The sequence below is a fragment of the Chamaesiphon sp. OTE_20_metabat_361 genome (assembly GCF_031364565.1).
The window spans coordinates 1-2461 of sequence record NZ_JANLWO010000645.1; the positions used below are offsets into that span (position 1 = coordinate 1).

A 2461-nucleotide genomic window follows, 5' to 3' on the forward strand; every position below is an offset into this window, starting at 1 on the left:
TGTTTGCCGGGATCGGTGCGGCGAGTGGTATTTTGGATAAACCGTTACAGGTGTCGATTATTATCATGGTGATTTTGACGACTTTTGTGGCTCCACCATTTCTGCGCGTTGCCTTTGGAGGAGCTGTCGAAACCGATACTCCAGTTGAATCGACTAGCGAGTAATCCGCTTTAACTGTAAGATATGTTAGCGATCGAACAACGCACCTGACGATCGCTAACCAGCAAAAAATCATTTAATAATTAATAATCGATAATTATTAATTATTAAATATTAATTAATTAATTCAAATGACAGTTTCTCGTACTATTTGCCTGGGGTTCCTTGCCGTCATATTGACTGGCGCAATGCTGCTGATGCTGCCGCTCTCGACGACGAGCGGGCAGTGGAATGACCCGATCGTGTCATTGTTTACCTCTACCTCTGCCGTCTGCGTTACAGGGCATGTAGTCGTCGATACCGCCACTCATTTTTCCCGATTTGGACAGTTGGTAATTATGCTGCTAATCCAGATCGGCGGTTTGGGCTATATGACAGTGACAACTTTTCTACTGCTGTTGCTAGGCAGGAGATTTGGGCTAAAGGACAAAGTTGCCATTCAACAATCACTCGATCGCCGTGCGCTTCAAGGTAGTACGCAAGTTCTGCAATCAATTGTTGCCACAACGCTGCTGTTTGAGTTAACGGGAGCTTTTTTACTGCTGCTGGTATTTGTCCCCGATCTCGGTTGGGCAAAGGGGCTGTGGTTTGCCGTCTTCCATAGCGTCAGTGCTTGGAACAATGCTGGCTTTGGCTTGTTTTCCGATAATTTGGTGGGATATCGAGGTTCCCTGTTAGTCAACGCGGTAATTACCGGATTGATTATTTTTGGGGGGATTGGTTATGAGGTGATTTTGGAGTTGTATGTGATGCTGCAAGAGCGGCTGCGGCGGCAAAAAATGAAGACGGCGCGCACGTTGAATTTTCGGGTAGCTGTAAGTACAACCCTATTTTTACTAATTGGTGGTACTTTGGTGATTTGGGCGATCGAGACTAGAAATTCCCAAACATTAGGATCGCTGAGTATTTCCGAGCAGCTACTCGCCGCATGGTTTCAAGCTGTCACTGCCCGCACTGCTGGCTTTAATACAATCGACCAATCCAAACTAACGATCGCGGGGATGTTTGTGACGGTTGCGCTGATGTTCGTTGGGGGTAGTCCGGGCGGCACGGCTGGCGGGATTAAAACCAGTACCGCACGGGTGATCGCAAGCTGCACTTATGCGATTTTGCAAGGGAAAGAGTCGGTGATTCTCTATCGCCGTCAGGTGCCAAATACACTTCTGCTCAAGGCGATTGCGGTCTCTTTTGGCTCGATGGTGACAGTCCTTTGTGGGACGATTGCCATTTCAATCGCCGAGCCAAAGCTCAACTTTATCACTATCTTGTTTGAAGTAGTTTCTGCCTTCGCCACCGTCGGACTCTCGACCGGGATTACCGCAGGGCTGACATCTTTTAGTAAACTAGTGTTGATCGCGACCATGTACATCGGACGGGTCGGAATTTTGTTACTGATTTCCTCTATATTAGGCGATCCTCAACCTAGTACTGTCAGTTATCCAGAAGAATCCCTATTAGTTGGGTAAAAAAATAAGCAATTAAGCGATAAGTAAGTAGGTCGGCACAATTATTTCAACTACTAGAATCATCTGAAACCCTGATGGTGGGCAGTGCCCACCCTACAATGTATCTGAAATCTTATCTATTCACTTTCCCCTTTCCCCTTTCCCCTCAAAATTATGTCCAATTCAACAGAACGTCCTGCTTTCAGCTTTTTTCGTAACTTAAGACCCAACAAAGCTCGCCAATTTGCCGTAATTGGTTTAGGTAGATTTGGACGAGCGGTATGCGAAACGCTACACCAGTCGGGTTATGAGGTATTGGGTACAGATGTTAATGAAAGCCGAGTTGCTGATATTTTAGCTGCCGGAATTTCTGCCCACGCCGTAGTCTTAGATTCTACTAATCCGCTAGCACTTAAGGAGGCGGGCATCTTTGAGTTTGATACTGTAATTGTGGCGATCGGTAACTACTTACAAGAAAGTATTATTACCACCCTCAATCTCAAAGAAGCTGGTGTTGCTTATGTAATCGCGAAAGCTTCTTCAGATGTTCATGCCAAGCTACTCCAAAAAGTTGGAGCCGATCGAGTAGTATTACCGGAATATGAAGCAGGTTGCAATTTAGCGCAGACACTGGTTAAGCCTGGAATTTTGGATCGCCTCGATTTAGATCCCGAACATAGTATTGTCGAACTCAAAGTGCCAGAGTCTTTTTACGGCAAAACCATCCTGGAACTCAGGCTGCGGAGCGATTATGGACTCAATGTTTTAGCAATCGGACAGTCTCAAAATTTTGATATCAACCCAAAACCAGATCGGCGGCTCCATCAGAACGATGTGTTAGTGGTAATCGGGACTAA

The 2461-nt window shown here is 45.9% G+C and carries 2 protein-coding genes and 1 pseudogene; all 3 read left to right on the forward strand.

The genetic code is table 11. From position 1 onward, the window contains the following. Positions 1-164, forward strand: a pseudogene (locus RMO35_RS18540) (cation:proton antiporter); the annotation flags it as partial. A gap of 126 nt (positions 165-290) precedes the next feature. Beyond that, positions 291-1625 (forward strand): TrkH family potassium uptake protein, encoded by a 1335-nt coding sequence (locus RMO35_RS18545; RefSeq protein WP_309742986.1) that lies wholly within the window; start codon positions 291-293, stop codon positions 1623-1625. A 153-nt stretch (positions 1626-1778) separates the two neighbouring features. After that, a partial coding sequence (locus RMO35_RS18550; protein WP_309742988.1) for a TrkA family potassium uptake protein occupies positions 1779-2461 on the forward strand: 683 nt, incomplete at its 3' end.

Coding starts and splice junctions, on each gene's coding strand:
- RMO35_RS18545 (WP_309742986.1), top strand. CDS start 291: ATGACAGTTTCTCGTACTATTTGCCTGGGGTTCCTTGCCGTCATATTG.